Source organism: Dermabacter sp. p3-SID358 (assembly GCF_025147465.1).
Lineage (GTDB): Bacteria > Actinomycetota > Actinomycetes > Actinomycetales > Dermabacteraceae > Dermabacter.
In genome coordinates this window covers 17,155-34,687 of record NZ_JALXOZ010000012.1, presented here as the reverse complement: position 1 = coordinate 34,687, position 17,533 = coordinate 17,155, and the positions used below count along the sequence as shown (strand labels likewise).

Below are 17,533 nucleotides of genomic sequence, written 5' to 3'. Positions count from 1 at the left end.
GCGGGCCGGCCCGGGCTAATGCTCGAGGTCGCTCTCCGCGATCGGGTCAGAGCTGTCGAGCGCGGGGATCGCACCCGTTGCCGTGGCCCGATACGGCTGGGTCATGCGGGCCGGCGTGAGGATTTCGTCGAGGTGCCCCTCGCTCACGAGGCCTCTTTCACGCACAATGTCGCGCACGGGCTTGCCCGTGTGGAGGGCCTGTGAGGCGATCTCCGTCGACGCCGCGTAGCCAATGACGGGCACGAGCGCCGTGATGATTCCGATCGAGCGTTCGAGATTGCCAGCAAGAACGTCTTCGTTCACCGTGATGCCCTCGATACAGTGCGTGCGGAGCGTACGCATCGCGCGGGTCATAATGCGGGTCGAATCGAGAATGTTGTACGCGATCACGGGCTCGAACGCGTTGAGCTGAAGCTGACCGCCTTCGGCAGCGAGCGTGACGGTGAGATCGTTGCCAATGACCTGGAATGCCACTTGGTTCACGACCTCGGGAATCACGGGATTGACCTTGCCCGGCATGATCGAGCTGCCCGGCTGAACCGCAGGTAGGTTAATTTCGTTGAAACCTGCGCGGGGGCCGGAGGAAAGAAGCCTCAGGTCGTTGCAGATCTTTGAAATTTTCACGGCGATGCGCTTGAGCACGCTCGAAAACGTCACGAACGCGCCCGTGTCGCTCGTCGCCTCGACGAGGTCGGCGGCGAGCGTGAACTCCTTGCCCGTGATGCGGGTGAGTTCCTCGACGACGAGGGAGGCGTATTTTGGGTCAGTGGTGATGCCCGTGCCGATCGCCGTTGCCCCCATGTTGATTTCTTGAAAGAAGCGAGCGGTGCGTGTAAGCCGCTCGACGTCCTCGCTGATTGTTGTCGCCCACGCGTGGAACTCCTGGCCCACGGTCATGGGGACCGCGTCTTGCATTTGGGTGCGGCCCATCTTGAGGATGTGCTCGAATTCCTCGCCTTTCGCTCGAAGCGCGTCGATCAATCCGCGCATGGCATCGGCAAGATCGGGGAAGCTCAGGAGCATCGCGAGGCGCACCGCGGTTGGGTAGACGTCGTTCGTGGATTGACCGAAATTTACGTCGTTGTTGGGGTGGAGGAATTCGTACTCGCCACGTCGGTGCCCGAGAATTTCGAGGCCGCGATTCGCGATGACCTCATTCGCGTTCATATTCGTGCTTGTGCCCGCGCCGCCCTGGATGAGATCGACGACGAAATGCTCGTGGTGCTCGCCGTTTTCGATCTCTGCACACGCTTTCGCGATCGCATCGGCTTTGGTCTTATCCAAACCGCCTAGGCGCTGATTCGTCCGTGCCGCGGCGTGCTTGACGTACGCGAGTGCCTGCACGAGCGAGGGAAAGTGATGCAGGCGGACATCCGAGATGCGGAAGTTTTCGAGGGCCCTGAGGGTCTGCACGCCGTAGAGGGCATCGGCGGGGACTTCGCGGTCTCCGAGCAGGTCGTGTTCGATGCGCACGTCGGTCATATCGTGGTTCACGTCCTTGTGGTGGGGCAGGTGGGGCTGCGTAGCGCCACGAATATCGCGGCACTACTAGCCTAACCACCTCGGGCTACCATGGTTCCGTGAATCGATCGCCCTACTCCCTTGGCGCCGCAGTGCATCGGCAGCGGCTTTTGCTCGTGACGCTGGGGATAGTCTTTTTTGTGGTCCTCCCCGTTGGGCTTTTTTTCTCCGTCCCGACGGCCGGATACACGCTTTCTGCGTTTCTTTTCGCTCTGGCGGTTGTACGACTCATCCTGCCGGTGGACGCGCTCGGTGCGCTCGTCGTGAGGCGCCGGTCGGTCGATGTCGCGACGATACTTGTCCTTGCGATCCTTATTTTCGTGCTCGCCTCTAGCCCCGGGCTTTAATCCAGGTGTGAGGAGGATGATCGGCCAACTCCGAATTCGACGGGGCTGTTGTGGTTTTCTCCACCGCGAACGTGACGTGCCCCGTCTCGAGGTCGTATACGGCATGGGCAAGCGCTAACTCCCCGGCTTCGTGCGCCGCGCGAATGAGAGGGGAGCGCGCGCTCACTTCCGCCCTCGCGGCTGCGGCATTCACGGCGGCCTGGGAGGCGGGCTCGGGTTCACCGGAAAGGGAAGAGGTTCCGACGTGTGCCTCGCCACCGCCCGATCCCAAACGCCGCGAGATCTGCTCGGCGAGCGCGTTGAGGTGCCCCGGAAGGAGAGCAAGCGGCGTTCCCGAAGTGCGCTGTTTCGTGAGGGACTCGGCTGCGGCGACGGCGCCGCATCCTTCGTGGCCGAGCACGAGAATGAGCGGAACTGAGAGTTCGTGAACGGCGAATTCGAGCGAGGCGAGAATGGCGTTTTCCACCATTTGGCCGGCCGAACGCACAACGAAGAGGTCGCCGAGTCCGCAATCGAAGACGATCTCGGGCGGCACGCGCGAATCGGCACATGAGAGGACTGCGGCGAACGGCTCTTGTCCCGAGGAAAGGTCAAGGCGACGGTCCTCGTCGCTGTGGGGGTGGCGGGTCGTCCCGCTCGAGAATCGGCCGTTGCCTTCGCGCAGCCGCGCGAGCGATTCGCGGGCGTCGATTGAGGTGTGTGCCATTGAATGATCCTTTCCATGCACGGTGTGCCGAGCGTGTGCCACGATGGTGGTGTGAGCACTTCTTTAACCCGCCTGCACCAGGTGTTCGAACTTGCCATGCGCATTGGCGAAGTCATGATTTCCAACGGTGCTGCGGCGGCCGACGTGACCGCGACAATGCTACGCGTCACCGCGTCATCCGGCATTCGAAATGTGTCGGTACAGACGACACTGACGGAAGTCTCAGTCTCCTACTACCAGGACACGCAATCGGCGCCGTTTACGCGCATTCGCACCGCGGGTGGCTACACGTACGACTTTACGAAGCTCGATCGGGTCGATCAGATCACGACCAAGTATGTGAAGGGTGAAATGGACCTTCACGAGGCGCTTCTCGCAGTCGATCGCGTGCGGTCGATGAAGCGCTATTACGGCCCGATCGTGACAACTCTCGCCTGGGTGCTCATGGGCGGCGCGTGCGCAATGTTTTTCGGCGCCGGCATTCTCGTGACGACTTTCGCGGCCCTTGCTGCGGGCGTGCTGTGGCAGGTCTATATCCTCTTCGACAAGTTACGTTTTCCCGTGTTCTATGCGCAGATCGCGGGTGGTTTCATCGTCGTGCTTATTTCTCTGATCGTGAACCGGCTCGATCCAGCGGCGAACTCCTCACTCGTCGTCGTCGCGTGCCTCGTGATGGTGCTCGCGGGCTCGACATCTGTCGGCGCGATGCAGGATGCAATCACTGGGTGGTACGTCACCGCGGCGGGGCGTTTGCTCGAGACGTTCATGCTCACGGTGGGTGCCGTGATTGGCATTCGCGGCGGGATGCTCGTCGCCGAGTGGGTGGGTGCCGACATCTCGATTACGTCGACGATCCCGGCGACTCTCATCTCGACCCTCGTTGTCGCTATTGCTGGGGCGCTCGTTGGGCTCGGCTACGCGGTGGGTTTCCAGGTACCGCCGCGGCTTTTGCTCTGGGTGACGATCTTGCCCGGTTTCACGGCGACCTCGGCCTTTGTGATCGAAGTAGCGGGGCTCGAACGAGCGTGGGCAACGGGCATCACAGCGTTCTTCGTTGGCGTGCTTTCGGTCGTGATCTCGCAGCGAACGAAGGCGTACGTAAACATCCTCATCGCTCCCGCGATCATCACGATGGTGCCCGGTTCCGTGATTTACCGCGGCCTTTTGGGGTTCAGCGATGGCAGCAACACGGGGGCGAGCTATCTCCTACTCGCGTGTGAGATCGCGATTGCGATCTCGGCAGGCGTCATTCTCGGCGAATTCGTCGCGAGCCACACCGTGACACTTCTTGCGAGCGGCCGTGTGCGCGTGCCCGCCATTTCACAGCCGTTCAGCACGAACCGTCACCGCCGAATGGTGACCTTTAGGCGCCGCCGTAGGCCGGGTGCGCTCACGACCGCGATCCCCGTCGTTCACCTCGACCCGGACGAGCTCGATCCCACGATTGATCTCGAAGCCGGCCCCGACTGGCGAGAGGACCTTGATAACCTTCAGCCTGATACTCGCGAATCAGGTTTCGAGATCGTCGAGATGGATCCCGAGAAGATCGACATGCCTGCGATCCGCGCCGACGAAGACGCGGCGGGGGACCCGCAGGCCAACGAGCGCCCGTAGACTAGAGAGTATGACTGAACTGCACGCCGCTCCCGTAGACACCGATGCCATCGAAAAGGCCGCCCGCGAGTTCCGCGAGACCTTCGGGGCCGAACCGGAGGGCATGTTTTCTGCGCCTGGCCGCGTAAACATCATCGGCGAGCACGTTGACTATCAACAGGGTCTGTGCCTGCCGATGGCGATTTCGCACCGCTGCTTCGTCGCGGCGCGCCGCACCGACACGGGCGTGGTCCGGATGCGTTCCGTGCAATCCGGTGAGACGGTTGAGGCGCCCGTCGAGGGGCTCGAACCCGGCGCCGTCGATGGCTGGGCCTCCTATGTCGCGGGGGTCCTCTGGGCGCTCGCGGATCGATTCGAAGGTGGCGCCCCGTGCGGCTTTGACCTTCTGATCGACGGCTATGTTCCGCTCGGCGCGGGCCTCAGCTCGAGCGCTGCCCTCGAATGCGCGGTCGCGGCGGCGGTCGATGAGCTTTGTGAGCTTGGTACGAGTGCCCACGAGCGTATTCGAGCGGCAATCAAGGCGGAGACGGAGTTTGCAGGTGCGGCGACGGGTGGGCTTGACCAGTCCGCGTCGATTCTGTGCGAAGAGGGCCATGCCATTCTTCTCGACTGCCGGGATTTTTCGACGGTATCGGTTCCGTGGGATCTCGCTGGCCAGGGTCTCGAACTACTCATCATCGACACGCGTGCACCTCACAGCCTCGTGGGCGGCGAGTACGCGGAGCGCCGGGCGCAGGCCGAAGCGGGGGCGCGTACGCTCGGAGTGGAGAGCTTGCGGGATGTCCCGTTCGAGGGGGCTTCCGACGCTTGCCAGGGCATCAGCGATCCCGTGGTCCACAAGCGCAGCCGCCATATCATCGGCGAGATCGAGCGCGTGCGCGAATTCGCCGAGATTCTCGAGGCGGGCTCGATCCGCGAGGGCCTCGAGCGCATCGCCGAGCTGCTCAATGCCTCGCACGATTCGCTTCGCGATGACTATGAGGTCAGCGTTCCCGAACTTGATGTTGCCGTGGACGCGGCGCGCGAAGCGGGCGCGCACGGTGCGCGCATGACGGGCGGTGGATTTGGCGGGAGCGTCATTGCGCTCGTCGATGCGGAGATGGTCGAAGACGTTGCGAGTGCGGTCCAGAGCGCCTTTGCCAAGCGTGCGCTTGCCGAGCCGGTGTTCTTCCTCGCGGCGCCGAGCCGCGGCGCCGGCCGTGACCGCTAGAGGATTCTAAGCTTCGTTCTCGTACCAATCGCGTACGCGTGCGAGCTGCATCGCCTTTTCGGTGTCGCCCATGCGCGAGGCGCGGATCGAACCCGCGGCGAGGTCCGCGATTTCGCGGTCGCTCATGCCCATCGCCCGCACGGCTTCGTACTGGGCAAGGAGCCGTGAGCCGAAGAGGAGCGGGTCGTCCGCGCTTAGCGCGATGGTCGCGCCGTGGCGCGCGAGCTGGGGGACGGGCACGTCGCCTATGTCTCGATAGACACCGAGCGACACGTTTGACGCTGGGCACACCTCGAGAGCGATGCCGCGTTCGATGAGCGTTTCGAGCAAGCGCGGGTCCTCGATCGACCGCACGCCGTGGCCGAGGCGCGTGGGCTCGAGCGAATCGACGACCTCGTGAATGTGGGGCGGGCCGAGGAGCTCGCCCCCGTGGGGCATCGCGGCCAGACCGCCGTTGCGGGCGATCCTGAATGCGGGCGCGAACGCGCGCGTATCGCCGCGGCGCTCGTCGTTGGAGAGTCCAAAACCGATCACGGTGCCCGCGTACTGCACGGCGAGGCGCGCGAGAATGCGCGCATCGAGTGGGTGGCGCATTCGGCTCGCCGCGACGATGATCCCCATCGAAATGCCGAGTTCGCGCTCGATCGCGCGGGCCTCGTCCACGATGATCTCGATCGCGGGAGTGATGCCGCCCACGAAAGGTGCGTAGCTCGTGGGGTCGATTTGGAGCTCGAGCCGAACGGAGCCCTCGGCGAGGTCATCCTCGGCTGCCTCGCGCAAGAGTCGACGCATGATGGCCTCGGAGTTCACGACTTTGCGCGCCGCGTCGTAGAAGCGCTGGAAACGGAACCAGCCGCGTGCGCTCGGCTCGACCTTGAGCGCCGTTTGCTCCGTGAGGGTGCGGGGAAGCCGCAAGTGCTGTGCAGCTGCGAGCTCCTGAAGTGTGTCGTGGCGCATCGAGCCCGTGAAGTGCAAGTGTAAGTGGGCTTTCGGGAGCGCGCGCAGGTCACGTTTGCCTTCGCGCTCGGGGTTTCGAGTTCCGACGCTTGCCATGGCCTAGCCGAGCACCTTTTGAAGTCGGGACACACCCTCGGCCAAGTCGTCGTCGGAAAGTGCATAGCTGAGGCGGAGGTGGCCCGGCGCATCGAACGCTTCCCCGGGGACTAGCGCGACCTTCGCGCGCTCGAGGATGAGCGAGGCGAGTTCGGCGGAGCTTTCGACCGCGGTCCCATCAATGCCACGGCCGAGGAGGCCGGTGACGTCGGGGAAGGCGTAGAACGCGCCGCGCGGGGTGGGGAGTGTGAGGCCCTCGATTTTCGCGAGCATGTCGCACATGGTGCGGCGGCGGCGATCGAACGCGGTTCGCATCTCGTCGAGAGGTTCAGTGGGGCCCGTGAGGGCGGCGATCGCGGCGCGCTGCGCGATGTTGTTGACGTTCGAGGTCAAGTGGCTTTGGAGTCGAGCGACGCCCTTCGCGATATCGGTGGGCGCGATGAGCCAGCCGACGCGCCAACCCGTCATCGCGAACGTTTTGGCTACGCCGTTGAGGAGGACCGTGCGATCTTCGAGCTCGGGAACGACGTCGAGGATCGAGTGGAACTGGGCATCGTCGTACGTGAGGTGCTGGTAAATCTCGTCGGAGAGAACCCACAGGTTGTTCTCGAGGGCCCAGCGGCCAAACTCCTCGAGCTGTGGGCGGCTCATGACCGCGCCCGTGGGGTTTGAAGGCGAGCACAGGAGCACAACCTTGGTGCGGGGCGTGCGTGCGGCCTCGAGCTGCTCGGGGGCGGGGATGTAGCCCTGGTCAGCGCCCGCGCGGACCGTGACGGGAACGCCGCCCGCGAGGCGGATCGCCTCCGGATAGGTCGTCCAATACGGTGCGGGCAGGATGACTTCGTCGCCCGGGTCGAGAAGGGCCGCGAAAGCCTCGTAGACGGCCTGCTTGCCGCCGTTCGTGACGACGATCCGCGAGGGCTCGACCTCGAGGTTGTCCATCTCGAAAGTCGCGTGCGCGATCGCTTCCTTGAGCTCGGGAAGGCCCGTTGCGGGCGAGTAGCGGTGATTCTTGGGGTCGCGCGCTGCAGCAATGGCGGCCTCGACGATGTGCTCGGGCGTGGGGAAGTCCGGTTCGCCGGCGCCGAAGCCGATCACGTCCTCACCGCTTGCGGCTAGTGCTTTAGCCTTAGCATCGACGGCGAGCGTTGCCGATTCCGCGATCGAGGAGAGGCGCGAGGATAGGCGTCGTTCGTGCTGGGGGGGAGTGGCAACATCGAAGCTCATAGTCTCGATCTTGTCAGAAAAACCAGGGTGCCGCGTAAAACCGCCACAAGTGAAGCACGATTTGAGGGGCCGGGTGCTCGACGTCGAGTCGTTTCGAGCCGAGTGCGTCACACAATCGGATCAAAGGCACTCGAGACTAGACCTTGGCGTGCGATTCGCTTATGATCGTACCTGGCCCTTTTTGAGGGTCTCGCTCCTCGGGCAGTGCTCGTGAAGCACAGGGCAGTGGCGCAATTGGTAGCGCAACGGTCTCCAAAACCGTAGGTTGCAGGTTCGAGTCCTGTCTGCCCTGCTTTTTCTTTAAGCGGTAATCCCCAGCGCCCGATCGACACGTCGCCGACGTCGAGATGGAGAAGGAAAACGATGAGCGTTCACCCCGAGACCGACCCTACTCGTGGCGATTTCGAGCAAGAGTCGAACATCGGCACGAAAAATCCGTTTAAGGCGTGCTGGATCTTCCTTCAGCAGGTCTTCGCTGAGCTGCGCAAGGTTGTCACTCCGACCGGCCGCGAGATGGTCACCTACACTCTCGCGGTTGTCGCGTTCGTGGTGTTCATGATCCTTCTCGTGTTTGGCATGGACTTCGTGTTTGGCTCCCTCACGCGCGCTCTGTTCACGGCGCACTGAGATTTTCGAGAGTAAGGAAACGATACGCGTGGCAGAAGACATGAACGACGACCTCGCAAACGAGGCGCTTGAGACGAGCCCGGAAACGGCTGACACCCCCGAAAGCTCCGAAGCTTCCGAAATTGCCGAGGGCACCGAGGCCCCCGCCCCGCTCGACGAAAACTCCGAGACCACGGTCGAAGATCCCGTCGTTGCACTCAAGCGTCACCTACGTTCCGCCCCCGGCGAGTGGTACGTCATCCACTCCTACTCGGGCCACGAAAACCGCGTGAAGACTCAGCTTCTCACGCGCACCGAAACCCAGGACATGGAGGATTACATCTTCCAGGTGGAGGTGCCGATGGAGGATGCGACCGAGGTCAAGAACGGCCAGAAGAAGATCGTTCGTCGCGTGCGCATCCCCGGGTACGTGTACGTGCGCATGGATCTCACCGAGGCCTCGTGGCGCGTGGTACGCGACACTCCTGGCGTGACCGGCTTTGTGGGAAACAGCACCGATCCTGTACCTCTCTCGTTCGATGAGATTTACTCTCTATTGGCGCCGTCGGTCAACCTTCCCGAGAAGAAGAAGTCCTCCTCTTCGAAGGCCAAGGAAAAGGCTATCCCGGCGTTCGAGGTGGGCGAGTCCGTCACCGTTATGGACGGCCCCTTCGAAACGATGCCCGCGACCATCGCGGACATCGACAACACCAACCAGAAACTTCGGGTTCTCGTGTCAATCTTCGGCCGCGAGACCCCGCTCGAGCTGGGCTTCGAGCAGGTCGCCAAGATCTGAAAACGCCCACCCGCATCTGCGGGACCGTAGTGGGAGGGTGCCGAACGGCATCCGCCCGAACCACGACAAGAAGGAAGAGCAATGGCTCCCAAGAAAAAGGTCGCGAGCATTATCAAGCTCCAGATCCAGGCCGGACAGGCAACGCCTGCTCCGCCGATCGGCCCGGCACTCGGTGCCGCCGGTGTGAACATCGTTGAGTTCACCAAGGCCTACAACGCCGCTACCGAAAGCCAGCGCGGCAACATCATCCCGGTTGAGATCACCGTGTACGAGGACCGCTCGTTCACGTTCATCACGAAGACCCCGCCCGCCGCACGCCTCCTCCTCAAGGCCGCAGGCCTTGACAAGGGTTCGCCCGTGCCCCACACCCAGAAGGTGGGCAAGGTGACCATGGAGCAGGTTAAGGAGATCGCGCAGACCAAGATGCCCGATCTCAACGCAAACGATATTGACGCCGCCGCGAAAATCGTGGCTGGAACCGCGCGTTCCATGGGCATCACGGTGGAGGGCTGATCCAACATGGCAACGAAATCCAAGGCATTCAAGGACGCCGCAGCACTCATCGAGGAAGGCCGTTTCTACGCGCCTCTCGACGCCGTGCGCATTGTCAAGAAGTCCGGCTCCAAGAAGACCGACTCGACCGTCGAGGTCGCGATGCGTCTGAGCGTTGATCCCCGCAAGGCGGATCAGATGGTGCGCGGCACCGTTAACCTCCCGCACGGAACCGGTAAGACCGCTCGCGTCATCGTGTTCGCCACCGGCCCGCAGGCCGAGGCCGCACGTGCCGCAGGTGCCGACGAGGTTGGCGACGACGACCTCATCGAGAAGGTCGCCAGCGGCTGGACTGACTTCGACACCGCCGTTGCAACCCCGAACCTCATGGGTAAGGTGGGCCGCCTCGGTCGTGTACTCGGTCCCCGTGGCCTCATGCCTAACCCCAAGACCGGCACCGTCACGATGGACACTGCGAAGGCTGTTGGTGACATTAAGGGCGGCAAGATTGACTTCCGTGTTGACCGCGCCGCAAACCTTCACTTCATCATCGGCAAGGCGTCGTTCAGCGAGCAGCAGCTCGTCGAGAACTACGTCGCAGCGCTCGAAGAGATCCTGCGCCTCAAGCCGGCGAGCTCGAAGGGCCGCTACATCTCGAAGATCACGATGTCCACGACCTTCGGTCCTGGCGTCCCGATCGACGTGAACCGTACGCGTAATCTCACCGAGGAAACCGACGAGGCCTGAGCCTCACGGCTCCCGGAAGGGACAGCATAAAAATCGGGCCCCGCACGAAGCGGGGCCCGATTTTTCTATGCGGTTGCGTGTCTTACTTGGCGACCTTGACGCCGACCTCGCGTGCGCCGCTGAGTTCGCGCTGGTCGACGTCGTCCATCTTTGACTGGACCCACGGCGCGATCAGGAACATGACGACCGCCACCACGATGGTCACGGCTCCGAGGCCGTAGTAGTACACCGAGTCGCCAAGATTGGCCTTGTCAACCTGGTCGATGATGACCGACGTGAGGCCCATGCCCACGCTCGGGGCGAGGTACCACAGGGTCATGGTCTGCGAAGCAAACTGCTTGGGTGCGAGCTTCGTGGTCACCGAAAGCCCCACGGGGTTCATGCAAAGCTCGGCAACCGTCTGCACAACAAACACGAGACCGAGGTACCAGAACGGGGCGAGAAGCTTTGCCCCCGGCCACGTCCCAAAGCCATAGCCCATGAGCATTGCCGAAAGAGCGATGATGACGAGCGAAAGTGCGAACTTTGAGGCAGTGTTCGGGAACTTGCCCTTCCTGCGAGTGAAGATCCACGCGATCACGGGCGAGAGCAGAAGCACCGCGGCGGGGTTGATCGACTGGTAAAACTCGGGGGAAAGGTGCAGACCGCCGATTGAGCGGTCCGTATTGTTTTCGGCAAAGAAGGCCATTTTGCCCGCGGCCTGCTCGAAAATGACGACGAAGAGAACCTGACCAACCCACAGCGGCAGGAACGCGCCGAGGTGTGTGCGTTCTTGCGCGGTGACCTTGGGGCTCTTGAACATCGTGAAGAAGTAGTAGGCGCTCATCGCGAGGGCGAAGGCGAAAAGCGAGTAGGCGATCGCCGAGGTGAGCTGACCGAGAAGCGCGTTGAAGCCGAGAACGAGGAGAGTCGCGATCACGGCAACACCAACGCCGCCAAGTGCGAGCCGCGTCCCCTCGCCCTTCTGGAGTGGGTTCGGAATGCGATAGGCGAACTCTCCGAGCTTGTGGCGGCCGTAGAAGAACGAGACGAGGGCGAGCGCCATGCCGATCGCAGCGGCGAGGAAACCCACGTGGTAGCCGAAGTGGTTGCGGAGGAAGCCCACGACGAGCGGGGCGATGAGAGAGCCGACGTTGACCGACATGTAGAAGTACTGGAAGCCCGCGTCACGCCGCGGATCATCCTCATCGTAGAGGCCACCGACGATCGTTGCGAGGTTAGGCTTGATGAGGCCCGTACCAATCGCAATGCATATGAGGCCCGACCACGATGTAATCGCGGCGGGAAACGCGAGTAGGACGTGGCCGAACATGATGACCGAGCCTCCGATGAGGCCCGAGATCCACGGTCCAAGGATACGGTCGGCGATGATGCCGCCCGGGATCGTCATGAGGAGAACCGCGGCACCGTAGGCGGAAACGACGACCTGGCCCGCGGTGTCGGAAAGGCCGAGGCCTTGGTTCGCGGCAACATCGGTGAGGAAGTACAGCAGGATGGCGCGCATGCCGAACCAGCTGAAGCGCTCCCACATCTCGACCTGAAGCATCCAGGGCAGCCCTCCCGGATGGCCGATGAAGGATTTATCATTCTTGGAAGGGCCCGTGCGCAATTGCGCGGGTCGGTATTTGTATAGAGCTGAGTCTTGTGCTGGCGGATTGGTCGTCATCGATGAATCCTTGCTGTGTCGTTCCTTTAATCCGCGTATAGCGGGTGAGGGATGACCGGCGCACGGGTGGTGGCCGGGGCTGGCGCGGGGTGGGCGCCTCGTTTCATCCATGACATCAGACCTCGGGTGCCCACACCGGGGTCAGAAATCAGTGAAAACGTGATCGCGGCAACTACCGATCCGGTTGTCCGGATCGGTAAGAGGAGTAGGGACCTAGGGCACGGAAGACTGACGGCCAAGAGCTGAAGCAACCGTGGGCACAGCGCTGAACCCATGCCACATCATGTTCATATGATCGGATGAACCGGAACAACAGGGTGACCGCGGAGCGTGAGTGGGTCGCCCCACGTTGCGGAATTGAAAGGATAAGGCGATGACCGAGAAAGCTGATCTTCGCGTGGGAGTCGTCGGGTTCGGCGCTCGAGGGGGTCTCGCGCGTCACGCGCACAAACCGGGGGAGGGGGCCGCCGTCACGATCGTCGCGGATCCCACCGAACGGGGGAAGCGCAGGGCCAGAGAAGTCATTGGCGAGGATGTCCGTACAGTCGACTCGGTCGAGGAACTTCTCGAAGGTTGTGATGTGGATGCCGTCATGATCCTCGCGCCCGACGACATGCACGCATCGATTGCCCGCACAACGCTTGCGGCTGGCATCCCGACATTTACGGAGAAACCGATGGCGATTTCGGTTGAGGATGCGGATGCGATGTTGAGCCTCGCCTTCGAAAAGCGCACGCGCCTGTACGTTGGCCACAACATGCGCCACATGCCGGTCATTCGCCAAATGAAAAGCATGATTGACGCAGGCAAAATTGGTCGCGTGCGTGCCATTTGGTGTCGACACTTCGTGGGATCCGGCGGCGACTTCTACTTCAAGGATTGGCATGCCGAACGCGAACGCGCATTCTCGCTTCTTTTGCAAAAGGGTGCGCACGATATCGACGTCATCCACTGGCTCGCTGGCGGGTACACTCGCCGGGTATCGGGCATCGGGGGCCTTGAGGTGTACGGCGATATCCCGGATCGGCGAGACAATTCAGACCGGCTCATGTGGGATTGGTTCGATGCGGATGTCTTCCCACCGTCGAAGCAAAGGGAACTGAATCCCGTGATCGACGTCGAGGACATTTCGATGGTGCAGATGACCCTCGATAACGGAGTGTACGCCTCGTACCAGCAGTGCCACTTCACCCCTGACTATTGGCGCAATTACACGGTCATCGGGGACGAGGGGCGCATCGAAAACATGGGCGATAGCGCCGGAGACCAGATCTACCTGTGGAATTCTCGCCGCTCGGGCGCGGGCCGCCCGGATGAGGTAGAGGTGATCCGCAGAGCCGACGGCGGCCACGGGGGAGCCGACCCGCGATTAGTCAAGGAGTTTCTCGAGTTCGCCCGTAACGGGGGTCGCACCGATGTGTCCGTGATCGCCGCTCGCGAGGCAGTTGCCACGGGCGTCTACGGCGCCCTTTCGATCCGCGCGAATGGCCGAATGATGGAGGTTCCTCCCGTGCCCGCGGGGCTACGCGCGTACTTTGATTCGGGCCAGGCTTAGGGCACAAGACCCCCATAGAGCAAGGGAGCGCCTCCGCTGTACGGAGCCGCTCCCTTCGCGCTCAAGACAGTGAGTCTGCCTTACTTCGCGTTTTTCTCGCTGTAGTCGACCTCGCCTTCGAAGGCGTCGCGGATGAGCGCCTTGAGTTCGCTCACGAGCGGCTGCTTCGGGTTGGCGGTCGTGCACTGATCCTCGTAAGCGCGATCGGCGAGGGTATCGATCGTCTCCTCGAGGTGCTCGAGCGTCGCACCGTTTGCCTTGAGGGACATGTCGATGCCGATGTCCTCAGCGAGCTCGGTCACGGCCTTGACGAGCGAGGCGACACCTTCCTCCGTGGTCTTTGCCGGGAGGTTGAGCGCGCGAGCGATCTCGGCGAAGTCCTCGTCGGCACGGAAAGACTCGTACTTCGGGAAGAGCGCGTGCTTGACGGGCTTTTTCGCGTTGTAGTTGATGACGTGCGGGAGGAAGATCGCGTTCGTGCGGCCGTGCGCGAGGTTGAACTCCGCGCCGACCTTGTGAGAGAGCGAGTGCACGATGCCGAGGAACGCGTTCGCGAACGCGATGCCTGCCATCGTCGAGGCATTGTGCATATTCTCCTTGGCCTCGCGGTCGTTCTCGAGAACAGACTTGCGGAGGTTCGCGAAGATCATCTGGATCGCACGCAGCGAGAGCCCCTTCGTGTAGTCCGAGGCCATGGTCGAAACGTACGACTCGATCGCGTGGGTAAGCGCGTCCATGCCCGAGTCCGCGGCGGTTCGCGCGGGAACGGTGTCAACGAATTGCGCGTCGGCGATCGCGATGTCGGGAAGGATCGCGTAGTCGGCGATCGGGTACTTCACGTGGTTTTCGGAGTCGGTGATGACAGCAAACGGCGTGCACTCCGAGCCGGTGCCCGAGGTGGTCGGGATCGCCACGAAGCGAGCCTTTTCGCCGAGCTTCGGGAACGTGTAGGTGCGCTTGCGAATATCGAGGAACTTCTGCTTCATGCCGAAGTAGGAGGCATTGCCATCCTCGTAGAACATCCACATGCCCTTCGCGGCGTCCATGGCCGAGCCGCCGCCAAGCGCGATGATCGTGTCGGGCTTGAACTGGTTCATCTGCTCGACGCCGCGGAACACGGTGTCAGAGCTCGGGTTCGGCTCCACATCCGAGAAGATTTGGTACTGGATGGGGTTGCGGCGCTCGCGGAGCTGCTCGAGAACGATGTCGACGTAGCCGAACTGCACCATACCCGGGTCGGTCACGATGAAGGCGCGGTTGATACCTTCCATGTCGCGCAAGTACTGGGTGGAGTAGCGCTCGAAGTAGGTCTTCGGAACCTTGAACCACTGCATGTTGTTACGACGCTCCGCAATTCGCTTGATGTTGATGAGATCGATGGCCGACACGTTTCGCGACACCGAGTTGTGGCCGTAGGAACCGCAGCCGAGGGTGAGCGAGGGAATGAGGCCGTTGTAAATGTCGCCGATGCCGCCCTGCGAGCTCGGGGAGTTCACGACGATGCGGCACGCGCGCATGGCGATACCGTATTCGCGTTCTTGCTTCTCATCGCTTGTGTGGATCACGGCCGTGTGGCCGAGGCCGCCGTGCTCGAGGAGCTGATCGGCGAGGTCGAAGCCTTCGTCGGCGTTTTTCACGACCTTGTAGCCGAGAACCGGCATGAGTTTTTCCTGGCTAAAGGGGTGGTCCTTGCCCACGCCGTCGATCGGCACGAGGAGCACCTTCGTGTAGGCGGGAACCTTGAGGCCGGCCCCTTCCGCGATCTTGAGAGCGCTCGAGCCAACGAGTGTGGGGTTCACGCCGCCCTTGTCGGTGATCATGTACTTCTCGAGCTTCGTGCGCTCGGTCTTGTTCAGGAAGTAGCCGCCGTACTTTTCGAACTCAGCGACGAATTCCTTGTTGGCCTCGGCGTGCACAAGCACGGTCTGCTCAGAAGCGCAGATCATGCCCGAGTCGAACGTCTTCGAGAGGAGAAGGTCGTTGACGGTGCGCGAGATCTTCGCGGTCTTGTCTACGTACACGGGAACGTTACCGGGACCCACACCGAGGGCGGGCTTTCCCGTTGAGTACGCTGCCTTGACCATGCCCGAGCCACCGGTCGCGAGCACGAGGGCGACCTTGTCGTGGTTCATGAGCAGGCCCGTCGCTTCAAGCGAAGGAGTTTCGATCCACTGCACGCAATTCTCGGGGGCGCCGGCCTCGATCGCTGCCTCGTAAACCACGCGCGCGGCGTGGGCGGAGCTTTCCTGCGCGCTCGGGTGGAACGCGAAGATGATCGGGTTGCGGGTCTTGAGCGCAATGAGCGACTTGAAGATCGTGGTCGAGGTGGGGTTGGTCGTCGGGGTCACACCCGCGATCACGCCCACGGGCTCGGCAACTTCGATCACGCCGCGAGTCTTGTCTTCGTGGAGGATGCCAACAGTCTTGTTGTGCTTGATCGAGTTCCAGATGTATTCGGAAGCGAAAATGTTCTTGATGATCTTGTCTTCGTACACACCGCGACCGGTTTCGTCGACAGCGTGCTTGGCGATCGCCATGTGCTGATCGAGCGCGGCGAGTGCTGCCTGGTGCACGATGTGGTCGACCTGCTCCTGAGTGAAGTCGCGGAACTCCTTGAGCGCGGTAGCGCCTTTGTCGGCGAGGGCGTCGATCATCGCTTGCGTGTCGACGTCGGGCGTAGCTTGGGCATCGGCCATGAGCGTGTCCATCCTTTTCTGGCGGGTGGAGTGAATAGGTCAAGTACGTCGTTGTGACTCAAACTTATGTGGCCAATGTGAGGCACTCAACCGTGGTCGATACGAATCAAGATTCGGTAAAACTGCTGGTCAAAGCGGATTCGTATCGCTTGACGAATGCTTGGCTTGCGGGATTGTATCCGGGGTGGCGTGACGAGCGTCGGGCTCAGTCACAAGACTGAGTCTAGCGCCCTAGGGGTATAAGGTCCTCGTTTGACCTGCACCTTTGTTGAGACCATAAATCCTGGGAAAAGTTGGACTTCGGGGGAGTGCGTGAAGGTGAGATTGGCGCCTTGGTAACAGGGCTTTCGGGATCCGACGCCTGCTGCGGGGATATTGGTCCCCTTTTCGCAAGTGTGGCCTGATTCACGTGCCCGTTATCGCTCGCGTCTCTGTGGGAGGGATCACCACTTCCGGGGTTTCCCCGCGGGGAGCGCGAGAGTAGAGTTGGTGTCACCGAAGACCGCCGGTCGTCGCCCTGCCATCAGGGGGACCGAAAGCTTTCACCGTGGTGAAGCGACCTGCGCAGGTGCTCAAGAAACGATACGCGCACGTTTGCGCGTTCAAGCCTTGACCCCTGCGGTCAGGGCTTTTTTCATGGCGGAAGTTTTCAGGCCGGCCTCGAGACCTCTGGAAGGAGGGCCATGGCGAGGCCTGACAAGGCAGCTGCCGTTGCCGAACTCACGGAACTGTTCCGTGAGTCGAACGCGGCAATTCTGACCGAGTACCGCGGGCTGAGCGTTGATCAGCTCAAGACGCTGCGTCGTTCGCTCGGTGCCGATACTACCTACGCCGTGGTAAAGAACACGCTTGCCGCCATCGCGGCTAAGGAAGCCGGGATTGACTCCCTTGAGGGTGATCTGAACGGCCCCACCGCGATTGCGTTCATTAAGGGGGAGCCGGTTGAGCCGGCCAAGGCCCTGCGTGACTTTGCCAAGGACAACCCCATGCTGGTCGTCAAGTCCGGTTACTTTGAGGGCAGCCCCCTCACGGCTGACGACGTTGAGAAGCTTGCCGATCTCGAATCGCGCGAGGTTCTTCTTGCCAAGACTGCCGGTGTCATCAAGGCATCGATGTCGAAGGCTGTTTTCGTTCTCGCTGCGCCGCTCACCAAGGCTGCGCGCACCGTGGACGCCCTGCGTGCCAAGAACGAGGGCTGAGGCGTCGAGTCTCATCCCGAGGCGTGATGCACGCGCTCGGCACAACCTTTTACACATACACCCGGCGCATGTGCGCCAGGCACCCGTGGGTGCCGCTT

The 17,533-nt window shown here is 62.2% G+C and carries 15 protein-coding genes and 1 tRNA gene; 10 read left to right on the top strand and 6 right to left on the bottom strand.

The features are described from left to right. Positions 1-15 precede the first annotated feature (15 nt). Entirely contained in the window at positions 16-1,482 is a 1,467-nt protein-coding gene (locus tag M3B90_RS06770) for an aspartate ammonia-lyase (protein WP_259889306.1), read from the bottom strand. Between the two features lie 98 nt (positions 1,483-1,580). Here M3B90_RS06770 and M3B90_RS06765 point away from each other — a divergent pair, with 98 nt between their 5' ends. Next, entirely contained in the window at positions 1,581-1,868 is a 288-nt protein-coding gene (locus tag M3B90_RS06765) for a DUF3017 domain-containing protein (protein ID WP_259889266.1), read from the top strand. Here the strand turns inward: M3B90_RS06765 and M3B90_RS06760 are convergent. Then, the gene (locus M3B90_RS06760) at positions 1,852-2,574 is read right to left on the bottom strand and encodes a carbonic anhydrase (protein WP_259889265.1); all 723 of its coding nucleotides are present in this window, start codon (positions 2,572-2,574) and stop codon (positions 1,852-1,854) included. The genes M3B90_RS06765 and M3B90_RS06760 overlap by 17 nt on opposite strands. A gap of 51 nt (positions 2,575-2,625) precedes the next feature. Here M3B90_RS06760 and M3B90_RS06755 point away from each other — a divergent pair, with 51 nt between their 5' ends. Together M3B90_RS06755 and galK are read left to right on the top strand one after the other, a co-directional pair. After that, a complete protein-coding gene (locus M3B90_RS06755; RefSeq protein WP_259889263.1) occupies positions 2,626-4,188 on the top strand; it encodes a threonine/serine exporter ThrE family protein in 1,563 nt (520 codons plus the stop codon). Between the two features lie 10 nt (positions 4,189-4,198). Then, a complete protein-coding gene (galK, locus tag M3B90_RS06750) occupies positions 4,199-5,398 on the top strand; it encodes a galactokinase (RefSeq protein WP_259889262.1) in 1,200 nt (399 codons plus the stop codon). A gap of 6 nt (positions 5,399-5,404) precedes the next feature. On the opposite strand, the gene M3B90_RS06745 is transcribed toward galK, so the two are convergent. After that, entirely contained in the window at positions 5,405-6,451 is a 1,047-nt protein-coding gene (locus tag M3B90_RS06745; RefSeq protein WP_259889261.1) for an adenosine deaminase, read from the bottom strand. 3 nt (positions 6,452-6,454) lie between these two features. Beyond that, entirely contained in the window at positions 6,455-7,678 is a 1,224-nt protein-coding gene (locus tag M3B90_RS06740) for a pyridoxal phosphate-dependent aminotransferase (protein WP_259889260.1), read from the bottom strand. Between the two features lie 219 nt (positions 7,679-7,897). On the opposite strand from M3B90_RS06740, the gene M3B90_RS06735 reads away from it, so the two are divergent. The 5 genes from M3B90_RS06735 (at position 7,898) to rplA (ending at position 10,319) form a co-directional block, all read left to right on the top strand. After that, positions 7,898-7,970 (top strand) — tRNA-Trp (locus M3B90_RS06735). 71 nt (positions 7,971-8,041) lie between these two features. Beyond that, complete coding sequence (gene secE / locus M3B90_RS06730) at positions 8,042-8,305, top strand: preprotein translocase subunit SecE (protein WP_259889259.1); 264 nt, start codon at positions 8,042-8,044, stop codon at positions 8,303-8,305. A 28-nt stretch (positions 8,306-8,333) separates the two neighbouring features. Continuing rightward, the gene (nusG, locus tag M3B90_RS06725; protein WP_259889258.1) at positions 8,334-9,080 is read left to right on the top strand and encodes a transcription termination/antitermination protein NusG; all 747 of its coding nucleotides are present in this window, start codon (positions 8,334-8,336) and stop codon (positions 9,078-9,080) included. A gap of 81 nt (positions 9,081-9,161) precedes the next feature. Then, complete coding sequence (gene rplK, locus M3B90_RS06720) at positions 9,162-9,593, top strand: 50S ribosomal protein L11 (protein WP_055089313.1); 432 nt, start codon at positions 9,162-9,164, stop codon at positions 9,591-9,593. A 6-nt stretch (positions 9,594-9,599) separates the two neighbouring features. Beyond that, positions 9,600-10,319, top strand: a complete 720-nt coding sequence (gene rplA / locus M3B90_RS06715) for a 50S ribosomal protein L1 (RefSeq protein ID WP_259889257.1) — start codon at positions 9,600-9,602, stop codon at positions 10,317-10,319. Positions 10,320-10,401: 82 nt separating this feature from the next. On the opposite strand, the gene M3B90_RS06710 is transcribed toward rplA, so the two are convergent. After that, complete coding sequence (locus M3B90_RS06710) at positions 10,402-11,985, bottom strand: peptide MFS transporter (protein ID WP_259889256.1); 1,584 nt, start codon at positions 11,983-11,985, stop codon at positions 10,402-10,404. Between the two features lie 373 nt (positions 11,986-12,358). On the opposite strand from M3B90_RS06710, the gene M3B90_RS06705 reads away from it, so the two are divergent. Continuing rightward, a complete protein-coding gene (locus tag M3B90_RS06705; protein ID WP_259889255.1) occupies positions 12,359-13,540 on the top strand; it encodes a Gfo/Idh/MocA family protein in 1,182 nt (393 codons plus the stop codon). Positions 13,541-13,620: 80 nt separating this feature from the next. Here M3B90_RS06705 and adhE read toward each other — a convergent pair whose 3' ends face one another. After that, positions 13,621-16,236 (bottom strand): bifunctional acetaldehyde-CoA/alcohol dehydrogenase, encoded by a 2,616-nt coding sequence (gene adhE, locus M3B90_RS06700; protein WP_259889254.1) that lies wholly within the window; start codon positions 16,234-16,236, stop codon positions 13,621-13,623. A 683-nt stretch (positions 16,237-16,919) separates the two neighbouring features. On the opposite strand from adhE, the gene rplJ reads away from it, so the two are divergent. Continuing rightward, positions 16,920-17,435, top strand: coding sequence for a 50S ribosomal protein L10 (rplJ, locus tag M3B90_RS06695; RefSeq protein WP_259889253.1), 516 nt, complete (start codon positions 16,920-16,922; stop codon positions 17,433-17,435). Positions 17,436-17,533 lie beyond the last annotated feature (98 nt).